General features: G+C 58.6%; 1 protein-coding gene. It reads right to left on the reverse strand.

Going from position 1 to position 278, the window contains the following annotated elements:
* Positions 1–87 precede the first annotated feature (87 nt).
* Positions 88–278 (reverse strand): hypothetical protein (locus tag CVH10_RS26785; RefSeq protein ID WP_219924876.1); only part of this gene is annotated, 191 nt, incomplete at its 5' end.

The raw sequence follows: 278 nt of genomic DNA on the forward strand, positions 1-278 counted from the left end.
CCGGTACTATGGGCGGGAACGGAGAGAACCGCCCCGGGCACCTGCGCTCGCCGAGCTGGTGGAACGCGGAGTGTGGTGGTGCCTGGACTAGGCCGGAACGAGCCCCTTGAGCATCTCGCTCTGTCCCGAGGTGATCCCGTGAGACTTCCTCACGATCTCGCAGCCCATTTCCACCACGATGCAGAGAACATCAGTAACATCGACGCCCATGGTTTCGGCTACCCACTCCATTAGATCGATGTTCTCGACCCGAATGTCTAAGTCTAGTTTCATACTCT

This window comes from Halomonas sp. ND22Bw (genome assembly GCF_003011945.1).
Classification (GTDB): Bacteria; Pseudomonadota; Gammaproteobacteria; order Pseudomonadales; family Halomonadaceae; genus Halomonas; species Halomonas halophila.